This window comes from Nocardioides sp. Z13_37 (assembly GCF_058355585.1).
In genome coordinates this window covers 209,468-228,309 of record NZ_JBZGDV010000006.1, presented here as the reverse complement: position 1 = coordinate 228,309, position 18,842 = coordinate 209,468, and the positions used below count along the sequence as shown (strand labels likewise).

19 protein-coding genes are annotated in these 18,842 nt (G+C 72.6%); 8 read left to right on the top strand and 11 right to left on the bottom strand.

Annotation, left to right across the window (positions count from 1 at the left end):
* Window positions 1-238: 238 nt before the first annotated feature.
* The gene (locus AC4H2S_RS15525) at window positions 239-1,354 is read right to left on the bottom strand and encodes a BMP family lipoprotein (protein ID WP_491497875.1); all 1,116 of its coding nucleotides are present in this window, start codon (window positions 1,352-1,354) and stop codon (window positions 239-241) included.
* Between the two features lie 218 nt (window positions 1,355-1,572).
* Here AC4H2S_RS15525 and AC4H2S_RS15520 point away from each other — a divergent pair, with 218 nt between their 5' ends.
* The 3 genes from AC4H2S_RS15520 to AC4H2S_RS15510 all read left to right on the top strand — a co-directional run bounded on the left by AC4H2S_RS15520 (window position 1,573) and on the right by AC4H2S_RS15510 (window position 5,002).
* Window positions 1,573-2,037 carry a cytidine deaminase gene (locus AC4H2S_RS15520; RefSeq protein WP_491497874.1) on the top strand — a complete coding sequence of 155 codons (465 nt, stop codon included), beginning with the start codon at window positions 1,573-1,575 and terminating at the stop codon, window positions 2,035-2,037.
* A complete protein-coding gene (locus AC4H2S_RS15515; protein WP_491497873.1) occupies window positions 2,034-3,317 on the top strand; it encodes a thymidine phosphorylase in 1,284 nt (427 codons plus the stop codon). The genes AC4H2S_RS15520 and AC4H2S_RS15515 overlap by 4 nt, the downstream gene beginning before the upstream one ends.
* A 95-nt stretch (window positions 3,318-3,412) precedes the next feature.
* The gene (locus tag AC4H2S_RS15510) at window positions 3,413-5,002 is read left to right on the top strand and encodes a VWA domain-containing protein (RefSeq protein ID WP_491497872.1); all 1,590 of its coding nucleotides are present in this window, start codon (window positions 3,413-3,415) and stop codon (window positions 5,000-5,002) included.
* 22 nt (window positions 5,003-5,024) lie between these two features.
* Here AC4H2S_RS15510 and AC4H2S_RS15505 read toward each other — a convergent pair whose 3' ends face one another.
* Entirely contained in the window at window positions 5,025-5,477 is a 453-nt protein-coding gene (locus AC4H2S_RS15505) for a MaoC family dehydratase (protein ID WP_491497871.1), read from the bottom strand.
* A gap of 36 nt (window positions 5,478-5,513) precedes the next feature.
* On the opposite strand from AC4H2S_RS15505, the gene AC4H2S_RS15500 reads away from it, so the two are divergent.
* The gene (locus AC4H2S_RS15500; protein ID WP_491497870.1) at window positions 5,514-6,593 is read left to right on the top strand and encodes an adenosine deaminase; all 1,080 of its coding nucleotides are present in this window, start codon (window positions 5,514-5,516) and stop codon (window positions 6,591-6,593) included.
* Here the strand turns inward: AC4H2S_RS15500 and AC4H2S_RS15495 are convergent.
* Window positions 6,577-7,185: an ATP-binding protein gene (locus tag AC4H2S_RS15495; RefSeq protein WP_491497869.1), complete on the bottom strand. Its 609-nt coding sequence runs from the start codon at window positions 7,183-7,185 to the stop codon at window positions 6,577-6,579. The genes AC4H2S_RS15500 and AC4H2S_RS15495 overlap by 17 nt on opposite strands.
* Window positions 7,186-7,282: 97 nt before the next feature.
* Between AC4H2S_RS15495 and AC4H2S_RS15490 the strand changes: the two genes are divergently transcribed.
* A complete protein-coding gene (locus tag AC4H2S_RS15490) occupies window positions 7,283-8,950 on the top strand; it encodes a substrate-binding domain-containing protein (protein ID WP_491497868.1) in 1,668 nt (555 codons plus the stop codon).
* 85 nt (window positions 8,951-9,035) lie between these two features.
* On the opposite strand, the gene AC4H2S_RS15485 is transcribed toward AC4H2S_RS15490, so the two are convergent.
* Genes AC4H2S_RS15485 through deoC form a run of 3 tightly spaced genes read right to left on the bottom strand, consistent with a single transcriptional unit; the run spans window position 9,036 to window position 12,336 of the window.
* A complete protein-coding gene (locus AC4H2S_RS15485; RefSeq protein ID WP_491497867.1) occupies window positions 9,036-9,896 on the bottom strand; it encodes an aldehyde dehydrogenase family protein in 861 nt (286 codons plus the stop codon).
* Window positions 9,896-11,335: an aldehyde dehydrogenase family protein gene (locus tag AC4H2S_RS15480; protein ID WP_491497866.1), complete on the bottom strand. Its 1,440-nt coding sequence runs from the start codon at window positions 11,333-11,335 to the stop codon at window positions 9,896-9,898. Before AC4H2S_RS15480 ends, AC4H2S_RS15485 begins: the two co-directional genes overlap by 1 nt.
* Window positions 11,336-11,340: 5 nt before the next feature.
* Window positions 11,341-12,336 carry a deoxyribose-phosphate aldolase gene (gene deoC / locus AC4H2S_RS15475; protein ID WP_491497865.1) on the bottom strand — a complete coding sequence of 332 codons (996 nt, stop codon included), beginning with the start codon at window positions 12,334-12,336 and terminating at the stop codon, window positions 11,341-11,343.
* Between the two features lie 78 nt (window positions 12,337-12,414).
* On the opposite strand from deoC, the gene AC4H2S_RS15470 reads away from it, so the two are divergent.
* On the top strand, window positions 12,415-13,020 hold the full coding sequence (locus AC4H2S_RS15470; protein WP_491497864.1) for a hypothetical protein: 606 nt from the start codon (window positions 12,415-12,417) through the stop codon (window positions 13,018-13,020).
* Window positions 13,021-13,026: 6 nt separating this feature from the next.
* On the opposite strand, the gene yidC is transcribed toward AC4H2S_RS15470, so the two are convergent.
* From yidC to AC4H2S_RS15455, 3 genes are all read right to left on the bottom strand, one after another.
* Window positions 13,027-13,818, bottom strand: a complete 792-nt coding sequence (gene yidC / locus AC4H2S_RS15465) for a membrane protein insertase YidC (RefSeq protein ID WP_491497863.1) — start codon at window positions 13,816-13,818, stop codon at window positions 13,027-13,029.
* A 54-nt stretch (window positions 13,819-13,872) separates the two neighbouring features.
* Window positions 13,873-14,151, bottom strand: coding sequence for a hypothetical protein (locus AC4H2S_RS15460; protein ID WP_491497862.1), 279 nt, complete (start codon window positions 14,149-14,151; stop codon window positions 13,873-13,875).
* A 108-nt stretch (window positions 14,152-14,259) separates the two neighbouring features.
* A complete protein-coding gene (locus AC4H2S_RS15455; protein ID WP_491497861.1) occupies window positions 14,260-15,924 on the bottom strand; it encodes a phospho-sugar mutase in 1,665 nt (554 codons plus the stop codon).
* Window positions 15,925-16,026: 102 nt separating this feature from the next.
* On the opposite strand from AC4H2S_RS15455, the gene AC4H2S_RS15450 reads away from it, so the two are divergent.
* Entirely contained in the window at window positions 16,027-16,398 is a 372-nt protein-coding gene (locus AC4H2S_RS15450; protein ID WP_491497860.1) for a VOC family protein, read from the top strand.
* A 13-nt stretch (window positions 16,399-16,411) separates the two neighbouring features.
* Here AC4H2S_RS15450 and AC4H2S_RS15445 read toward each other — a convergent pair whose 3' ends face one another.
* The gene (locus AC4H2S_RS15445) at window positions 16,412-17,347 is read right to left on the bottom strand and encodes an NYN domain-containing protein (protein ID WP_491497859.1); all 936 of its coding nucleotides are present in this window, start codon (window positions 17,345-17,347) and stop codon (window positions 16,412-16,414) included.
* Between the two features lie 130 nt (window positions 17,348-17,477).
* Between AC4H2S_RS15445 and AC4H2S_RS15440 the strand changes: the two genes are divergently transcribed.
* On the top strand, window positions 17,478-18,125 hold the full coding sequence (locus tag AC4H2S_RS15440) for an MOSC domain-containing protein (RefSeq protein ID WP_491497858.1): 648 nt from the start codon (window positions 17,478-17,480) through the stop codon (window positions 18,123-18,125).
* 39 nt (window positions 18,126-18,164) lie between these two features.
* Here AC4H2S_RS15440 and AC4H2S_RS15435 read toward each other — a convergent pair whose 3' ends face one another.
* Window positions 18,165-18,839, bottom strand: a complete 675-nt coding sequence (locus AC4H2S_RS15435) for a biliverdin-producing heme oxygenase (RefSeq protein ID WP_491497857.1) — start codon at window positions 18,837-18,839, stop codon at window positions 18,165-18,167.
* Between the last annotated feature and the right edge of the window lie 3 nt (window positions 18,840-18,842).

Here is an 18,842-nt window from a genome sequence, read left to right as displayed (position 1 = left end):
TCGCAGAGGTCCAGGGTCTGGACCAGGGTCTGGTAGCGGAGGGCCCGTGAAGCAGGCCCGGGAAGGCGGTCGCGTACGGCAGGCGGGGGAGCGCGCGGGAAGGGTATCCGCCGGCGCGCACGCGGCACTGCCACGAGATGTGCCAAAGGTCATGGCCGCGGTCTGGCAGGTGGCCGACACGGCACGAGGGAGGCCGACGAACCCGTCGGCCTCCCCCGTGGTGGAGCGTGCTGGTGGATCAGCCCAGGTAGGACTCGACCTTGATGGAGCCGTCGATGATGCCGGCCTTCACCTCGTCGAGCTCAGCGGCGAGCTCGCCGCTGACCTTGTCCTCGAAGTTGTGGAACGGCGCGATGCCGATGCCGCCGTTCTCGAGGGTGCCGACGTAGGGCTCGAAGTCGAACTCGTCGTTGCCCGCGGCCATGATCGCCTCGTAGGTCGAGACCTTCATGTCCTTCAGGATCGACGTCATGACGTAGTCCTGGGTGTTGGGGTCGGTCTCGAACAGGTCGGCGTCGACGCCCACCATGGCGACGTCCTTGCCGGAGTCCTCGATCGCGGTGATCGCGCCCTGGTAGATCGGGCCACCGACGGGGAGGATCACGTCGACGTCCTGGTCGAGGATCTGCTTGGCCGTGCTGGTCGCGGCCTCGTTGGCCTCGAAGCCACCGGTGAAGGAGCCGTTCTTGCCGTCCCAGCCGACGACCTCGACGTCCTTGCCCTTCTCCTTGGCGTAGTACTCGGCGCCCTGCTTGAAGCCGTCCATGAAGATGGTGACGGTCGGGAAGGGCATGCCGCCGAAGGTGCCGACCTTGCCGGTCTTGGTGTAGTCGGCAGCCGCGTAGCCGGCCAGGAAGGCGGCCTCGGCGGTGTTGTAGAGCAGCGGCTTGATGTTGGGCTGGTCGGCCTTGCCGTCGAAGGTGGCACCGTCGTCGCCGCCGTCGGCGGAGTCGTCGATCAGGACGTACTCGACGTCGGGGTTGGCCTTGGCCGACTCCTTGGTCGCGGCGGCCAGGGCGAAGCCGACGGTCACGATGGCGTCGCAGCCCTCGCCGACCAGGCTCTCCAGGTTGGGGCCGTAGTCGTTCTCGCTGTTGGACTCGACGTCGATGAGCTCGACACCGAGCTCGTCGGCGGCCTGCTTGGCGCCCTCGTAGCCGAGCTGGTTGAACGACTTGTCGTCGAATCCGCCCGCGTCGGAGACGATGCACGGCGTGAAGTCGCTGGCAGCGGCCTCGCTGCCGCTTCCACTACCGTTGGTCTCCTCCTCGGGCGCGTCGCCGCACGCCGCCAGGGTCGCGGCCGCCAGCAGGGCCACGAGGCCGCTCGAGACGACCTTCCTCGACTTGTTCACAGATGCCTCCAAGTTCGTGACCCCGAGGCGGGGTCGCTTTCGGGGAGCATGATGCCTCCCGCCCGGCGACAAATCACGCGGTTCGGAGCCTTCGAGACCCGTTTGAGACATAGAACTCACGACAAGTCTTTCGGCGGAACCTGCCAAAGACCCTCGCTTCGTCCTATGCGCCATAGTGGCGACGTGCAGGACAGGTGGAGGACAGATTGCATGACGATGTGGACGACGAGGCAGGCGACGTGACGAGCGACGGCACCCGCGGCGCACCCGGGCAGGTCGACTGGGACGAGCTCAAGGCGGCCGCCCTCGACGTGGTGGAGCGGGCCTACGCCCCCTACTCCCACTACTCGGTGGGGGCTGCCGCGCTGGTCGACGACGGCCGCGTCGTCGTCGGCTGCAACGTGGAGAACGCCTCGTACGGCGTGGGGCTGTGCGCCGAGTGCGGTCTGGTCTCGCACCTGCACGCCACCGGCGGCGGACGGCTGACGCACTTCGTGTGCGTCAACGGCGCCGGCGAGGTCATCATGCCGTGCGGTCGGTGCCGCCAGCTGCTGTTCGAGCACGGCGGCCGCGGCCTGCTGGTCTGGACCATCTCGGGCATCAAGCCCATGTCGGAGGTGCTCCCCGACGCCTTCGGACCCGACGACCTGGCGGCCGGCGCCGTCCCGGAAGGAACCCCATGACCGCCCATGACGCCGTCGAGGTGATCCTCGCCAAGCGCGACAAGCACGAGCTCTCCGACAGCCAGATCGACTGGGTGATCGACGCCTACACCCGCGGCGACGTCGCCGACGAGCAGATGTCGGCGCTCGCCATGGCGATCCTGCTCAACGGGATGAACCGCCGGGAGATCTCGCGCTGGACCGGCGCGATGATCGCGTCGGGGGAGCGGATGGACTTCTCCACGCTGTCGCGCCCGACCGCCGACAAGCACTCCACGGGTGGCGTGGGCGACAAGATCACCCTCCCGCTCGCGCCCCTGGTCGCCGCCTGCGGCGTCGCCGTCCCGCAGCTCTCGGGCCGCGGGCTGGGCCACACCGGCGGCACCCTCGACAAGCTCGAGTCGATCCCGGGATGGCGCGCGGCGCTGAGCAACGAGGAGATGTTCGCCATCCTCGAGGACGTCGGTGCCGTGATCTGCGCGGCCGGCGACGGCCTCGCCCCGGCGGACAAGAAGCTCTACGCCCTGCGTGACGTGACCGGCACCGTGGAGGCGATCCCGCTGATCGCCAGCTCGATCATGAGCAAGAAGATCGCCGAGGGCACCGGCGCCCTGGTGCTCGACGTCAAGGTCGGCAGCGGCGCGTTCATGAAGGACCTCGACACCGCCCGGGAGCTCGCCGAGACGATGGTCGCGCTCGGCACCGACGCGGGCGTGCACACGGTCGCCCTGCTGACCGACATGGCGACCCCGCTCGGCCTCACCGCCGGCAACGCGATCGAGGTGCAGGAGTCGGTCGACGTGCTGGCCGGCGGCGGTCCCGCCGACGTGGTGGAGCTCACCGTCGCCCTGGCCCGCGAGATGCTCGCCGGCGCCGGTCGCGACGACGTCGACCCGGCCGACAAGCTGGCCGACGGCTCGGCCATGGACGTGTGGAAGGCGATGATCCGCGCGCAGGGCGGCGACCCGGACGCCGACCTGCCGCAGGCGAAGGAGTCGCACGTGGTGACCGCTCCGGCGAGCGGCACCCTCACCCGCCTCGACGCGATGGCGGTCGGCATGGCCGCCTGGCGCCTCGGCGCGGGCCGTGCCCGCAAGGAGGACCCGGTGCAGGCCGGCGCCGGCGTGGTGTGGCACGCGCGACCGGGCGACCGGGTCACCCAGGGCGAGCCGCTGCTGACGCTGCTCACCGACGAGCCGCAGCGCTTCGAGCGCGCGCTCGCCTCGCTCGAGGGCGGCTTCGACATCGGCGACGACGCCGGGTCGGCGACCCGGGAGATCGTGCTGGAGCGGATCGGCTGATCGGTCCCCACAACTGACGATGACCGACCAGTAGCCCAACGGCTGCCGGGGACCCCCGCCTACGTTTCCCTCACCTAGGGATCTTGGGGGCCCCGATGCAGACGAGCCATGAGCGCGGTGGGGTCCGCGCCACGTCGCGATCGACCGCCGTGCTGGCGGTCGTGGTGCTGGTGACCGGACTCGTCGTCGGTGCCGGCGCCACCTGGCTGGCGCTGTCCGGGCCGGACGCGACCTCCGACTCGACGGGGTGCGAGCGGTTCCGCGGCGTCGACCTCGCGGTGGCGCCCGAGATGTACGGCGCGGTGGTGGCCGCCCTCGCCGAGGTGACCCCCGACTGCGTGCAGGTGGACCCGGCGATGCGCTCGGGCGCCGACGTGGCCCGCGGTGCCTCGATGGAGGGCTCGCTGCCCGACGTCTGGATCCCGGAGGCGCACTTCCTCACCACCCGGGCCTACCTCGGGACCGGGGCCCGGCCCCTGCTCCTCGTGAAGAGCCTGGCGCGCACCCGCGTGGTGCTCGTCGGCGGGACGGCCGCGCGTCGCTTCCCGTCCTGGGGCGACGCCGCGGCGTCGGGCCTCGTCACGGTGCCCGACCCCGGCTCGTCGGCGGCGGGGGCCCTCGCGGTGACGGCCCCCGAGGCCGAGGCCCGCGCGGTCGGCCGCAGCCGCGACGACGCCCGCCAGCTCGTGGTCCCGCTCGCGCAGGCCCAGGGTGCGCGCGCCGTGCGGGGCGAGGACGAGGCCGTGCGGCCGGGCATGTTCGCACGTCGCTCACCGCGCCTGGTGGCCACCACTGAGCAGCAGCTGCGCACCGCGGCCGGACGCGGCGACCTGCGCGACCTGACCCCGGCCGTGGGCGCGCCGGTCCTCACCTTCCCGCTGCTCGTCAGCCGCGACGCCGCCCAGGGGGCGCGGGCGCTGGCGCAGGCCCTCGCCGAGCACCTCCGGGGCGCGGCCGGCCGCGCACTGATCGCCGACGAGGGGCTCCGTGCCCCCGGGGCCGGGGACGGCGCGCTGCGCCCACCCACGGCGCCGGCCGTCGCCCGTGCGGTCCAGTCGTGGAACCTGTGGAGCGTCCCGTCGGCGATGCTCGCCGTGGTGGACGCCTCGGGCTCGATGGACCTCGACACCGGGATGGGGTCGCGGATGGACCTGCTCGCCGACGCCGCCCGGATCGGGCTCGGGTTCCTGCCCGACCACGCCCGGGTGGGGCTGTGGGTCTTCTCCATCGACAAGGGCGGACCCGGCCGCGACTGGCGCGAGCTCGAGCCCATCCGCCGCCTCGACGACCTCCGGTTCGGCCGCACCCAGCGCTACGCCCTGCGCGAGCGCACCGCGGAGCTGCCCGGCCTCACCGACGGCGGGACCGGGCTCTACGACACCGCGCTGGCGGCCTACCGCGAGGCGCTGCGCAGCTATCGCCCGCACTACGCCAACGCCGTGGTGCTGATGACCGACGGGCGCAACGAGGATCCCGGCTCGATCGACCTCCCGACGCTGCTGCGGCGCCTGGCCGAGCTGCGCGACCCGCAGCGGCCGGTGCGGCTGGTCGGGATCGCGATCAGCGGCGACGCCGACCTCGCGGCCCTGCGGCGGATGGCACGGGTCACCGGCGGCGAGGCCTACCTGGCGGCCCAGCCCGAGGACGTGCTGGGGGTGTTCGCCCGGGCGGTGCTGTCCAGGTGAGCGCCCGCGGGTCCCGGTCGGCTCAGCCGAGGAGGAGCACGACGTGCGCGGCCACGCAGGCCGGCTTGTCGTGGCCCTCGATCTCGACCGTGTGCTCGATGACCAGCTGCCGGCCGGCCGCCACGTCGCGCACCTCGCCGAAGCGCACGTGCGAGCGCAGCCGGCTGCCCACGGGCACCGGGGCCGGGAAGCGGACCTTCTCGAGGCCGTAGTTGAGGCGGGCGCCGGGCGTGTCGAGCCGGAAGACCTGCGAGGCGAAGTGCGGCAGCAGGCTGAGGGTGAGGAACCCGTGGGCGATGGTCGTGCCGAAGGGCCCCTGGGCCGCGGCGTCGACGTCGACGTGGATCCACTGGTGGTCGAGCGTCGCGTCGGCGAAGGCGTCGATGCGGGACTGGTCGACGGTGAGCCACTCGCTGGTGCCGAGCTCGGAGCGGGCGGCGGCCGCGACCTCGTCGAGGGTGGTGAAGGTGCGCATGCCGACGAACATAGTGGGCCCTGATTGGATGTGCCGATGAGCACCCCCACGCGCGACCAGGTCCAGGCCGCTCCCAAGGTCCTGCTGCACGACCACCTCGACGGCGGGCTGCGACCGCAGACCATCGTCGAGCTGGCCGCGGAGGCCGGCCACGAGCTGCCGGCCCCCGACGCGGAGTCGCTGGGCCGGTGGTTCACCGAGTCGGCGGACTCCGGCTCGCTCGTGCGCTACCTCGAGACCTTCGACCACACGGTGGCGGTCATGCAGAGCGGCCCGGCGATCGCGCGGGTGGCCCGCGAGTGCGTCGAGGACCTCGCGGCCGACGGCGTCGTCTACGCCGAGGTGCGCTACGCCCCCGAGCAGCACGTCAGCGGCGGCCTGACGCTCGACGAGGTCGTCGCCGCGGTGCAGGAGGGCTTCGACGCCGGCATGGCCGCCAGCGGCGGCAGGATCGTCGTACGCCAACTGCTCACCGCCATGCGGCACCAGGCGCGGTCGATGGAGATCGCCGAGCTCGCGATCGCCTGGCGTGACCGTGGCGTGGCCGGCTTCGACATCGCCGGGGCCGAGGCGGGCTTCCCGCCCACCCGCCACCTCGACGCCTTCGAGTACCTCCAGCGCGAGAACGCCCACTTCACCATCCACGCCGGCGAGGCGTTCGGGCTGCCCTCGATCTGGGAGGCGATCCAGTGGTGCGGCGCCGATCGGCTCGGCCACGGGGTGCGCATCATCGACGACATCACCGTGAACGACGACGGGTCGGTCGAGCTCGGCCGGCTGGCGGCCTACGTGCGCGACAAGCGGATCCCGCTCGAGATGTGCCCCAGCTCCAACATCCAGACCGGGGCCGCGGAGTCGTTCGCCCAGCACCCGATCGGGCTGCTGACCGACCTGCGCTTCCGGGTGACCGTCAACACCGACAACCGCCTGATGAGCGGCACGTCGATGACCCGGGAGATGTTCGGGCTCGTGGAGGCGTTCGACTACACCCTCGAGGACCTGCGCTGGTTCACCATCAACGCGACGAAGTCGGCGTTCCTTCCCTTCGACGAGCGCCTCGCGCTGATCGAGGGCGTCGTCAAGCCCGGCTACGCCGCGCTCATCGACGCTCGGTAGCCGCGGCGGTCAGCTCGGCGTAGGCCTGGTCGCCGGTGGCGCGGCGGCACCCCTGCCGCACCGCGTGGGCGACCACCCGCTTCTGGTCGCGCATCAGCGCCATGCCACGGCGCACCAGGACGAGCGGCGGCTTGCGGTGCTCGCGCAGGTCGCGGGTCAGGCGGCGCCAGAACGTGACGAGCGGGTGCTGGGTGATGCAGTAGGCCGCCGCGAGGATGCCCTCGTCCCGGCACGCCGCGACGACGTCGGGGGCGAAGATGCCCTCCGCGACGAACCGGGGGGCCCCGGCGAGGTCGACGGTGTGGGTGCCGCAGCGGCCGCTGCGCGAGATCTCGTAGACCGGGACCTCGGTGCGGCCGGTGGCGCACAGCTCACGCAGGGCGGCGAGCGCGTCGGCCTCGTGCCAGGAGTCGGGGTGGTCCCAGTCGACGAGGCCGGCGTTGGCCCCGGCGGTGATGCGGGGGAGGGACGGGTCGTCGCCGTCCTTGTAGAAGTCGTCCAGGCGCAGGACCGGCAGCCCGAGACGCTCCGCGAGCCGGGACTTCCCGGCGCCGCTGGGACCGGCCAGGACGACCACCTGGGCTGTGCTCATTTGTTACAGTCTCATTTCGTCGTTCGCCCACGCGGCGAGAAGGCCGCAGATTAGTGTCGCGCAGACCCTGATCGACACCTCTGTGGGGAGGACGTCCATGAGTCACGTCGACTCGACCGCGCCTGAGACCACCGGCACGCCCGGCGGTCCGGTCGGACGCGGCAGCAAGCGCTTCGTCCTGGGGGGACTCGCGCTGGCGCTGGTCGTCGCGACCGTCGCATTCTTCACGATGCGTGGTGCAGGAGACGAACCCGAGGGAGCCGACTGCGTCTCCGAGGTGATCACGCTCACCACCGCGCCGGTGATGGAGGACCTGGTGCGCCAGGCCGTCGAGGACGTCAACGCCGACGAGCCGTGCATCGACATCCAGGTGAGCGCCGGCACGGTGAAGGACGTCGTCTCCCTCCTGAGCGACCCCAACGCCGAGCTCCCCGACATCTGGATCCCCGACAGCCCGACCTGGAAGGGCCAGCTCACCAGCGCCGGCTGGGCGGGCACGCCGATCGCCGCGGTGCTGGCCCAGACGCCCGTCGGCCTCATCGGCGGGCCGGCGGCCGAGGCGCCGGCCTCCTGGGCCGCCGCGCTCGGCAGCGGCAGCCTCGCGATGGCCGACCCGAGCGCGGAGGGTGCGTCCGCGCTCGCGCTGCTGGCGCCGTACGCCGAGATGAAGAAGACCGGCGAGACCCCGGCGTCGATCGACCAGAAGACGGTTCCCGTCGCCCAGACCTACGGCGAGCGTGCCGTGGCCGGCAGCGTCAACGAGACCGACCTGTCCACGATCACCGCCTCCAGCACCCAGCTGGTGCCCGCCACGGAGCACGACTACCTCGCCGCGCGCCGCAGCAACGACCAGCTCGCCCTGGTGGCGCCCAGGACCGGCGTGCCGATGCTGCAGTTCCCGCTCATCGACGTCAGGCGCGGCAGCACGGACATGCTCAGCTCCGGCGGCGACCTGTCCGCCCGCGTGGGCCGCGCACTGGGGCGCTGGTTCGCCTCGAGCGCCGGGGTGGAGGCGATCACCGCCGCCGAGCTGCGCGGCCCCGAGGGCGCGCCGCTCCCCAACGACATCGGGATCGGCAAGGCCAAGGTGCTGGGCAAGGTGGCGCAGAAGACCACCGACAGCGTCCTGCGCGGGTGGCGCGTGCTGTCCGTGCCCTCAAGCATCCTCGCGGTGGTCGACCTGTCGGGCTCGATGAAGACCGCCATCGGCGACACCACGCGCATCCGGCTGGCCATGACCGCCTCCCAGGTCGCGCTCGACGCGTTCCCCGCGCAGGCCCGCATCGGCATCTGGGGCTTCTCGAAGAACCGCGGGAAGGGCGGTGCGTCGTGGGCGGAGTACGCCCCGCTCGAGCGCCTCGACGAGCCGACCGGCGACGGCAGCACGCACGGCGACGTTGTCCGCGCCGAGGCCGACCGCCTGCCCGGCCGGGTGCGTGGCGGCACCGGTGTCATGGACACCACGCTCGCGGCCTACAAGCACGCCCAGGAGATGTGGGACCCGGCGTGGTTCAACTCCGTGGTCATCATGACCGACGGCGCGAAGGACGACTCCAGCTCGCTGACGCTCGAGTCGCTGGTCAACCAGCTCAAGTCGCTGCGCGACCCCGCCAAGCCCGTCAAGGTGGTCATCATCGGCATCTCGCAGGACGCCGACACCGGGGAGCTCGACGAGATCGCGGCGGCGACCGGCGGACAGAACTACCTCGTCACCGACCCCAACGAGATCCTCGGCGTGCTCGCCCAGGCCCTGCTCAACCGCTGATCAGGGCGCGAGGCGCTCGCGCAGGGCCGCGACCCCGCGCCGCCGGACCAGCCGCACCAGCTCGTACGGTCGGACGGCTGGCCGCTCAGACGCCGATCGGGTGCCAGACGGTCTTGGTCTCGAGGAACTGCGTGATCCGGTCCAGTCCGGGCGCGGCGAGCCAGTCGGTGTCGGGCGCGGGACGGCGCACGCGCTTGAGGTTGTCGGCGGCCGCGACCTCGAGCTCGACGGCCAGCTCGGGGTCCTCGACGCCGGTCAGGTCGATGCCGTTGACGTCCATGTGCGAGGCCAGCCACGGGGCGATCTCGGCCTGCGAGCCGGTGAGCACGTTGACCACGCCGCCGGGCAGGTCGCTGGTGGCCATGACCTCGCCGAGCGTGATCGCGGTGAGCGGGTTGGCCTGGCTGGCGATCACCACGACGGTGTTGCCGGTGACGATGAGCGGCGCGACGACGCTGACCAGCCCGAGCAGGGGGCCGCGGGGCGCGACCACGGCGATGACGCCGCTGGGCTCGGGGGTCGAGAGGTTGAAGTAGGGGCCGGCGACCGGGTTGGCGTTGCCGACGACCTGGGTGATCTTGTCGGCCCAGCCGGCGTACCAGACCAGGCGGTCGATGGCGGCGTCGACGTAGGCGCGGGCCTTCGACGGCGAGATCCCCTCGGCCGCGCGGAGCTCGGCCTCGAACTGCTCGCGCCGGCCCTCGAGGACCTCGGCGATGCGGTAGACGACCTGGGCCCGGTTGTAGGCCGTGCGACCCGACCAGCCACCGAAGGCCTTGCGGGCGGCGACGACGGCGTCGCGGGCGTCCTTGCGCGAGGCCAGTGCGGCGTTGGCGAGGAGCTTGCCCTTGGCGTCGTCGACGACGAAGGTGCGACCCGACTCCGAGCGGGGGAACTGCCCGCCGATGTAGAGCTTGTAGGTCTTGCGGACGTCGATGCGAGACATCAGCGGTCCTCTCCCTTCAGGTAGGCCTCGAGGCCGTGGCGGCCGCCCTCGCGGCCGTAGCCGGACTCCTTGTAGCCACCGAACGGCGAGGTGGGGTCGAACTTGTTGAACGTGTTGGCCCACACGACGCCCGCTCGCAGCTGGTTGGCGATCGACAGGATCCGCGAGCCCTTGTCGGTCCACACGCCGGCCGAGAGGCCGAACGGCGTGTTGTTGGCCTTCTCGACCGCCTCGGAGGGGGTGCGGAAGGTCAGCACCGACAGCACCGGGCCGAAGATCTCCTCGCGCGCGATGCGGTGCGCCTGGGTGACGCCGGTGAAGACGGTCGGGGCGTACCAGTAGCCGTTGGCCGGCAGCTCGCACGGCGCCGACCAGCGCTCGGCACCCTCGGACTCGCCGACCTCGGACAGCTCGCGGATCTTGGCGAGCTGCTCGGCGGAGTTGATCGCGCCGACGTCGGTGTTCTTGTCGAGCGGGTCGCCCACGCGCAGCGTCGCCATCCGGCGCTTGAGCCGGGTCATCACCTCGTCGGCGACGGACTCCTGCACCAGCAGGCGCGAGCCCGCGCAGCAGACGTGGCCCTGGTTGAAGAAGATGCCGTTGACGATGCCCTCGACGGCCTGGTCGAGCGGGGCGTCGTCGAAGACGATGTTGGCGGCCTTGCCGCCGAGCTCGAGGGTGACCTTCTTGTTCGTGCCGGCCACCGCCCGGGCGATGGCCTTGCCGACCTCGGTGGACCCGGTGAAGGCGACCTTGTCGACGTCGGGGTGCGACACGATCGCGCGGCCGGTGTCGCCGGCGCCGGTGACGATGTTGACGACGCCGGGCGGCAGGTCGGCCTGCTGGCAGATCTCGGCGAAGAGCAGCGCGGTCAGGGGCGTGGTCTCGGCGGGCTTGAGCACGACGGTGTTGCCGCACGCCAGCGCCGGGGCGATCTTCCACGCCAGCATCAGCAGCGGGAAGTTCCACGGGATGACCTGGCCGGCGACGCCGAGCGGCGTCGAGCCGTAGCCGGAGTACTCCAGCTTGTCGGCCCAGCCGGCGTAGTAGAAGAAGTGGGCGGCGACGATCGGCACGTCGACGTCGCGCGACTCCTTGATCGGCTTGCCGTTGTCGATCGACTCCAGGACGGCGAGCTCGCGGCCGCGCTCCTGGATGATCCGGGCGATCCGGTAGAGGTACTTGGCGCGCTCGGCCCCGGACATCCGCGACCAGACGCGGGTGTAGGCGCGGCGGGCGGCCTTGACGGCCTCGTCGACGTCGGCGTCGCTGGCCTCGGCGACCTCGGCGAGCACCTCCTCGGTGGCCGGGTTGATCGTCTTGAACGACGTGCCGCGGCCGTCGACGAACTCTCCGTTGACGAACAGGCCGTAGGACGGCTTGATGTCGACGATCGCGCGCGACTCGGGCGCGGGGGCGTACTCGAAAATGTTGGTCATCCCCATCAGTCCAGCGTGAAGTAGTCGGGACCGGAGTAGCGCCCGGTCGTCATCTTGGTGCGCTGCATCAGCAGGTCGTTGAGCAGCGTGGAGGCCCCGAAGCGGAACCAGTCGGGATCGAGCCAGTCGCCGCCGCAGATCTCGTTGACCATCACGAGGTACTTGATGGCGTCCTTGGTGCTCCGGATGCCGCCGGCCGGCTTGACGCCCACCATCTGGCCGGTCTGGTCGCGGAAGTCACGCACCGCCTCGAGCATGATCAGCGTGACCGGGAGTGTCGCGGCCGGCTGGACCTTGCCGGTGGAGGTCTTGATGAAGTGGGCGCCGGCCATCATCGCCAGCCAGCTGGCCCGCCGGACGTTGTCGTAGGTCTGGAGCTCGCCGGTCTCGAAGATCACCTTGAGGTGCGCGCTCGTGCCGTCGGGCCTGGCGCACGCCTCGCGGACCAGGGCGATCTCCTCGAAGACGTCGAGGTAGCGCCCCGACAGGAAGGCGCCACGGTCGATGACCATGTCGATCTCGTCGGCGCCGGCCTCGACCGCGTCGCGGGTGTCGGCGAGCTTGATGTCCATCGCGGCCCGGCCGCTGGGGAACGCGGTGGCGACCGCGGCGACGTGGACGCCGCTGTCGCCGAGGGTCTGCTTGGCGGTGGCGACCATGTCGGGGTAGACGCACACGGCGGCGGTGGCCGGGCACGTCGGGTCGGCCGGATCGGGACGCATCGCCTTCGAGGCGAGCGCGCGGACCTTGCCGTGGGTGTCCTGCCCCTCGAGCGTGGTCAGGTCGACCATGCGGATGGCCAGGTCGATGGCGAAGGCCTTCGACGTGGTCTTGATCGACCGGGTGGCCAGGCCCGCGGCGCGAGCCTCGCACCCGACCTGGTCGACCCCGGGGAGGCCGTGGAGGAATCGGCGGAGCGAGGAGTCCGAGCGCACGATGTCGTCGAAGACGCCGCCGTGGGTCTCGGGGGTGCTCGCCGTTGAGCTGGCAGTGGGTGTCACCGACCCAGCATAGAGTTGGGTCGAAGGCCCCCGGCAATCCGTGGTGGGCCACGGTCTGCTCACACCGACGAGGACGACATGGCATCCCTGCAGGACGACCGCGAGGCCGTGGTCGAGCGGTTCCAGGCATCCAGCGGCCGGTTCTCGGGCTGGGCCACGCTCGTGCTGTCCGCGCTCCTGGTGGTCGCCGGCGTGGCCTACTTCGACGACGGGTTCCCCGCCTGGGTGACCGCCGCCGGCCTGCTGGTCGGCGTGCTGGCGTGGGCGGCCAACCTGCGCCCGGCGCTGTGGGCCACCGAGGAGCACCTCGTCATGCGCAACCTCGCCGAGACCGTGCACATCCGCCTCGACGCGATCGAGGAGCTCGCGGTGCGCCAGGTGCTGGCGGTCCGCGCCGCCGACCAGCGCTTCGTCAGCACCGTGGTGGGACGCAGCTGGCGCAAGGCGATCGTCTCGCGCAGCGGCCCCACCGACGACGGTCCCCGCGAGGGCATGCCCTACGCCGACTGGGCCGAGCACCGCCTCCACGAGCTGGTCGACGCCGCCCGCCGGCGCACCGGGGTGCGGCCCGGGTCGAAGGAGCAGCTGGCCCTGCCCGACGCCGTACGCCGGGAGCCGGCCGTGCTGCCCCTCGCGTTGCTCGGTGCGTCCCTCGTGGCGCTGGTGGTCAGCTTCTTCCTCTGAGGTCCCTCAGGCGCGACGGGCGGCCGCGACGGTCCCCGGCGTGGGGAACCAGCGCGCGACCACGGCCGACTGCCCGAGCGTCCACGTCGAGCTGCACACCCAGTAGACGAGCAGCGCCACCGGCACGACGCCGCCCGCCACGAGCATCCCGCCCGCCGACATCACGGGCAGGATCCGCTGCGCGGCCACCATCGCCTCCGGCATCCCCTCGACGGGGGTGTTGGGGGCGACGACGAAGCGCTGGGTGACGTAGGACAGCGCCGCTGCGGTCAGGGCCAGGCCGGCGACGACGGCGAGGTGCACCCCACCCGCGCCGAGGTAGCCGCGGCCGGCCAGCGAGACGCCGACGACCGACGCCGCACCGAAGGACGACACCAGGCCGGGGCCCATCGCGCCCACCGCGGCGCCCGAGGCGACGTCGGCCACGAGGTGGTAGAGCGAGATCCACACGGGCAGCTGGAGCAGCACCGGCAGGCAGCCCAGCCGGCTCACCCCGTGCTCGGCCGACACCGCGCGGCGCTCGGCGAACAGCTCGCGCATGCTCTCGGCGTCGGTGCGTCCGCGGTAGCGCTCCGCGACGCCCTGCAGGTGGGGCCGTGCCCGGGCGGCGGCGTGGGCCTGGCGGACGCCGTGGACCACGAGCGGCAGCAGCGCGAGCCGCACGAGGACGACGAGGGCGGCGATGCCGAGCACCCAGGTGGCGGCGGCGTCGGGTGGCGCGCCGAGGGAGGTGAGGGCGTCGTGGGTGGCGGCGAGGACCGCGGCGAGGGCGTGCGAGATCGGCTCGAGCAAGGACATGGGTGTGCTCCTGGGAAGGGGGGACTGGTCTGGACGGGCTCGCCGGTGGCGAGGTCAGACCAGTCCCGGAGCACGCGGTCGCACCGGGTGGTGGCCCACGTCGGTCGTCCGCCCCGCGAGCACGAGGGGGACGTCGGCGGCACGGCGCCGCGGCCGCAGCGAGCGCAGCGTCGCGTCGGGCACGACGGCGGGACCGCGCACGCCCATCAGCGTGGTGGCGGTGACGAGCGCGGCGAGCACCACGAGCGCCTCGGCCGACATCGTCGAGACCGTCGGGGCGAGCGAGACCGTGGCGAGGGCCGACGCCAGCGCGAGCACCACGGTCCGGAGCATGGCGACACCCTAGCCCGCCGCTCCCCCGAGCGGGACGTCATGGGAATGCCCGGTCCGAGGCGGGGATTGCCATGACGCTGCGCGCCGGGGAGGCGGTGGCGGGCCGGGTCAGCCCCCGAAGACGGTCCCGCGCAGGTCGGCCGTGATCGCGTCGAGCCGCCCGACCGCGGCGATCCGCGCGGCGTCGACGCCGCCCTCGTCGGGGCCGTCGCCAACGGGGACCACGACCTCGAGGTAGCACTTCACCTTGGGCTCGGTGCCGCTCGGGCGCACGATGACCCGGCCGCCCTCGGCCAGCGTGTAGCGCATCCCGTCGGTCGGCGGCAGCCGGTCGGAGCCCTCGGAGAGGTCCTCGACCCGCTCCACGGCCAGCCCGCCCAGCGAGCGGGGCGGGGCGGCCCGCAGCCGCTGCATGGTCGCGGGGATGGCGGCGAGGTCGTCGAAGCGCACGGAGAGCTGGTCGGTGGCGTGCAGGCCGTGCACGCGCGAGATGTCGTCCAGGATGTCGGTGAGCGTGCGGCCCTCGGCCTTGGCCTGCGCCGCGAGCTCGCAGACCAGCAGCAGCGCCGAGACGCCGTCCTTGTCCTTGACGTGCTCGGGGTCGCAGCAGTAGCCCAGCGCCTCCTCGTAGCCGAAGGCGAGACCCTCGACGCGGCCGATCCACTTGAAGCCGGTCAGCGTCTCCTCGTGCGGCTGGCCGGCCGCGGCCGCCATCTTGCCGAGGAGGCTCGACGACACGATCGAGTTGGCGTAGGTGCCCTGGCGCCCGCGGGCGAGCAGGTGGTGGGCGAGCAGCGCGCCCACCTCGTCGCCGCGCAGCATCCGCCACCCGTGGGCGTCCGGGACGGCGACGGCGCAGCGGTCGGCGTCGGGGTCGTTGGCCACGACCAGGTCGGCCCGGTCGCTCGCGGCGAGGTCCATGGCGAGGTCCATCGCGCCCGGCTCCTCGGGGTTGGGGAACGCCACGGTCGGGAAGTCGGGGTCGGGGTGCTCCTGCTCCTCGACGACGTGGGGCGCGTCGAAGCCGGCGGTCTCCAGCACCTGCGCGACGGTCGTGCCGCCGACCCCGTGGAGCGGGGTGTAGACGATGCGCAGGTCGCGCGGGCCGTCCTCGGCCAGGCCCGCGGCCGTGTCGAGGTAGCGGTCGACGATCTGCTCGCCGACGAGGGTGCCGGCGTTGCCGCGCGGCACGTCTGCCAGCGGGCCGACCGCGGCGATGCGGGCGGCGATCTCGCTGTCGGCGGGCGGGACGATCTGGCTGCCGTCGCCGAGGTAGATCTTGTAGCCGTTGTCCTCCGGCGGGTTGTGGCTCGCGGTGACCATCACGCCGGCCGCGCAGCCGAGCTCGCGGATGGCGAAGGCGAGGAGGGGCGTCGGCAGGGGCCGCGGCATCACCAGCGCCTTGAACCCCGCGCCCGTCATCACCTCGGCGGTGTCGCGAGCGAAGACGTCGGAGTTGTGGCGGGCGTCGAAGCCGATCACGACCGACCCGCCGGCGTGGCCGGTGTCGCGGAGGTAGGCCGCCAGGCCCGCCGCGGCCCGGGCGACGACGACACGGTTCATCCGGTTGGGCCCGGCGCCGAGCGCCCCCCGCAGGCCGGCGGTGCCGAACTCGAGGGTGCCCGCGAAGCGGTCGGCCAGGTCGGTCTGCTCGCCCCGCCCGGCGGCGGCGAGGAGGGCCTCGAGCTCGGCTCGGGTCTGCTCGTCGGGGTCCTCCGCGGCCCAGGCGCGGGCGCGGTCGAGCAGGTCGGCGTCGGTCTGGTGCTCGGTCATGGACGCACGCTATCCCCACCGGCTCGGCCCCGACGCCGCGGTGGTCACCCGCTCGCGTGACGCAGGGGGCCGATGTCGGTGGGCGGTGCCACGATGCCTTCCATGATCGATCACGTGGGCATCAACTGCACCGACCTGGCGCGGGCGGCAGCGTTCTACGACCGGGTCCTGGGCGTGCTGGGGCACCGCCGCCTGATGGAGTTCGAGGGGGCCGTCGGCTACGGCACCGACAAGCCCGACTTCTGGATCAGCACCTTCGAGGGCGTCGGGCCCAACCGGGAGATCCACCTCGCCTTCAGCGCCCCCGACGCCGCGACCGTGCGCGCCTGGCACGCCGAGGCGCTCGCTGCCGGTGCCGAGTCGCTGCACGAGCCGCGGCTCTGGCCGGAGTACCACGACGGCTACTACGGCGCCTTCGTCCGCGACACCGAGGGCAACAACGTCGAGGCCGTGTGCCACTCCGGCGACGCCTGAGCCGCGACGCTGACTAGCGCAAGCGGAGGGGCTGCCCGCTCGGCGCCTTCTTCGACTCGACGTGGTCGGCTCGCGACGACACGAAGTCGCGGAAGGTGGAGAAGCCGAGCGACTTCTCGGTGAACGCCGGGTTCAACCGCTGCATCTGGCTCTTCACCCCGGCCGCGTAGACCCATTCGTCGTCGCTCTTCTGCAACCCCAGGCGAACGGCACGCACGAGGAGTTCCGTGGCCTTCCTCAGCTCCGGTGACTCGGACGCGGCGGACTTCTTGTCCTGCCGGACGGGCACCTTCGTCGTGGCGGCGTTGGCGCGCGGAGCCGACGGCCCCGCCTGGAGCGGTGTGCCCTTCTTGGCCCGAGCCTGGACGTCCGGAGGCGCGGTGGCCCTCGCCGACTTCAGCCCGGGCAGCTTCTCGTACTCGGCGAACTCGTCACACGCGCTGACCAGGGCGCTGCTCGTCGAGCCCGCCACCCCGATGCCGACGACGTAGCGTCCCAACCGTTTGCATCGTTGAGCCAGGGACACGTAGTCGGAGTCGCCGGCGACGAGAGCGACGTGGGTGATGTCGCCATGACGTGCGAGGTCCTCGACCGCGTCGACTGCAAGACGGATGTCCGCCCCGTTCTTGGTGCCCGAGGCTGGGAAGAGCTGGACGAGGTCGACCGCACGGTCGACGAGGTCCCGGCGGTACGAGGCGTTGGCCGGAACCGACCAGTCCGCGTAGGCACGGGTCATCGCCACGATGCCGAACGACGTGGCGTAGTCGATGACGGCGGCGAGATCGACCTTGGCGGCTGCGAGCCTGGCGTCGACCGGATCGTCACCGGTGCCGGTTCCACCACGAGAACCCGCACGGTCCGTACGCCACGCGCCCGCGCCGTGCAGGTGGTCGTAGCGCGAGATCACGACGTTGTCGAAGTCGATGTACACCGCCACCCGGTCTGCCATGACGTGACAGTAGGGCGTCCGATGTCGAGCTGTCGGCAGATCGTGGAGGTTCCGAGTCACCAGGTGACTCGGAACCTCCACGATCGTGGTCGGCCACCTGTCAGCCGGGCGCGGCGGTTAGCGTGTGCGGGTGCCAGCCCGCGTCCGCTCCGTCAATGCCGGCAGCGCCGAGCCGGTGGTGGGGCTCAAGCGCCCCAGCGGCATCCACAAGCGCCCGGTCGAGGTGATCGAGGTCCGCGACCCCGGCCCCAAGCGAGGCGGCCTCGGCAGCGGCGTCGTCGGTGACGCGATCATCAGCCGCAGGCACCACGGCGGCACGACCCAGGCGGTCTACGCCGTCGCCCGCGAGGAGCTCGACTGGTGGGGCGAGCACCTCGGCCGCGACCTGGCCGACGGCATGTTCGGCGAGAACCTCACGACGCTCGGACTGGCGGTCGACACCGCAGAGGTGGGGGAGCGCTGGCAGGTCGGTCAGACCCTCCTCGAGGTCTGCGGCCCGCGCATCCCGTGCGCGACGTTCGCCAAGCACATGGCCGAGCGGGCGTGGGTGCGTCGCTTCGCCGAGCGCGGCCTGACGGGTGCCTACCTCGCAGTGCTCGAGCCCGGTGCGATCCGGGCGGGCGACCCGGTGGAGGTCGTGCACCGGCCGGGACACGGGCTGACCCTGCCGATGTACTTCCGCGCGCTCATGGGCGACAGAGACCTCGCCGCGGTGCTCCTCGACGCCGAGGTGCTGCCGGCCGCCGAGCACGCCTGGCTCCTGGCCCGGCGGACCTGAGGGCCGGGCCGGCGCACGCGGTGCGCCGGCCCGGCCGTCTCAGCGGCGGTAGGCCGCCAGGTCGGCGCCCAGCTCGGTGAAGACCGCCTGGTTGAGCGCGAACGCGACGCTCACCTCGCCGACGACCGCGCGCTGCTGCTCGGCCGTGAGGTCGAGGGCGTCGAGGCGGGCGCGGTAGCGGTCCTTGTAGGGCTTCGGCTTGGCGATCGCGGGGAAGGCGTAGAACGCCGTGCCCCGTCCCTCCAGCCCGAGCTCGCGGTCGAGGATGCGGCCGATGACCTGACCGCCGGAGAGGTCGCCGAGGTAGCGGGTGTAGTGGTGGGCCACGAACAGCGGCGCCCACGCACGGACCTCGTGCAGCCGGGCGACGTAGGCGTCGGTCGCGGGGCTGTGGAACTCCGCGGGCGCGGGCGCGCCGGCGGCCTGCGCCCAGAAGGCGAGGTCCTCCTCGATGGCGGCGAGCCGGTCGAGCGCCGGGTCGACGACCGCGGCGACGGCGGGGTCGCCGGCGAGCTCGGTGCCGAGCGCCTCCAGCGTGCGGTAGACCTCGCGGAATCGGAGCAGGTAGTCACGCACGCCCAGCGCGTTGATGCGCGCCGAGGTGAGCTCGGCCATGAACGCCGAGCCCTCCGCCTCGGTGTGGGCCTCCTGGGAGCCGTCGCGCATCGCGATGGAGAGTGCAGCGGTGGCCGGAGCCGGGTCGAGCATCGTCATGAC

Bases quoted from the DNA above. Each gene is read 5' to 3' on its own strand.
- AC4H2S_RS15515 (WP_491497873.1), top strand. From the start codon at position 2,034: ATGACCGCCCATGACGCCGTCGAGGTGATCCTCGCCAAGCGCGACAAG.
- AC4H2S_RS15510 (WP_491497872.1), top strand. From the start codon at position 3,413: ATGCAGACGAGCCATGAGCGCGGTGGGGTCCGCGCCACGTCGCGATCG.
- AC4H2S_RS15505 (WP_491497871.1), bottom strand. From the start codon at position 5,477: ATGCGCACCTTCACCACCCTCGACGAGGTCGCGGCCGCCGCCCGCTCC.
- AC4H2S_RS15500 (WP_491497870.1), top strand. From the start codon at position 5,514: ATGAGCACCCCCACGCGCGACCAGGTCCAGGCCGCTCCCAAGGTCCTG.
- AC4H2S_RS15495 (WP_491497869.1), bottom strand. From the start codon at position 7,185: ATGAGCACAGCCCAGGTGGTCGTCCTGGCCGGTCCCAGCGGCGCCGGG.
- AC4H2S_RS15490 (WP_491497868.1), top strand. From the start codon at position 7,283: ATGAGTCACGTCGACTCGACCGCGCCTGAGACCACCGGCACGCCCGGC.
- AC4H2S_RS15485 (WP_491497867.1), bottom strand. From the start codon at position 9,896: ATGTCTCGCATCGACGTCCGCAAGACCTACAAGCTCTACATCGGCGGG.
- AC4H2S_RS15480 (WP_491497866.1), bottom strand. From the start codon at position 11,335: ATGACCAACATTTTCGAGTACGCCCCCGCGCCCGAGTCGCGCGCGATC.
- AC4H2S_RS15470 (WP_491497864.1), top strand. From the start codon at position 12,415: ATGGCATCCCTGCAGGACGACCGCGAGGCCGTGGTCGAGCGGTTCCAG.
- yidC (WP_491497863.1), bottom strand. From the start codon at position 13,818: ATGTCCTTGCTCGAGCCGATCTCGCACGCCCTCGCCGCGGTCCTCGCC.
- AC4H2S_RS15460 (WP_491497862.1), bottom strand. From the start codon at position 14,151: ATGCTCCGGACCGTGGTGCTCGCGCTGGCGTCGGCCCTCGCCACGGTC.
- AC4H2S_RS15455 (WP_491497861.1), bottom strand. From the start codon at position 15,924: ATGACCGAGCACCAGACCGACGCCGACCTGCTCGACCGCGCCCGCGCC.
- AC4H2S_RS15450 (WP_491497860.1), top strand. From the start codon at position 16,027: ATGATCGATCACGTGGGCATCAACTGCACCGACCTGGCGCGGGCGGCA.
- AC4H2S_RS15445 (WP_491497859.1), bottom strand. From the start codon at position 17,347: ATGGCAGACCGGGTGGCGGTGTACATCGACTTCGACAACGTCGTGATC.
- AC4H2S_RS15435 (WP_491497857.1), bottom strand. From the start codon at position 18,839: ATGACGATGCTCGACCCGGCTCCGGCCACCGCTGCACTCTCCATCGCG.